Annotated in this window: 1 pseudogene; it reads left to right on the top strand. The window is 56.1% G+C overall.

Annotated features, from left to right (window positions below):
• Window positions 1–166: pseudogene (locus LD028_RS09970) on the top strand (DUF1405 domain-containing protein); the annotation flags it as partial.
• Window positions 167–223 lie beyond the last annotated feature (57 nt).

Here is a 223-nt window from a genome sequence, read left to right as displayed (position 1 = left end):
CATGATGCCGCGCTATAGTGTGCTGGCTGACTACGCCAACGAAATCGGCTATTTTACGTTTTGGTTGAGCATCGCATCGATTGCCGCTGCGTATCAGCTTGGCGTCCGCCTCCGGCGCCAGCCGCTTCTGCCGGGCGGCATGTCTTTCCGGCAGGCATCAGAGTAGAGCGTTGAACACAAGGAGGAACGTTGGGCGGCAGCTTTCTATTATAGATGCAACGAA

Source organism: Anoxybacillus sp. LAT27, assembly GCF_022030075.1.
In the GTDB taxonomy this organism is placed as follows: domain Bacteria; phylum Bacillota; class Bacilli; order Bacillales; family Anoxybacillaceae; genus Anoxybacillus; species Anoxybacillus kestanbolensis.
Note: the sequence above shows the minus strand (reverse complement) of the source record. Positions and strands in the feature narration are given on the sequence as shown.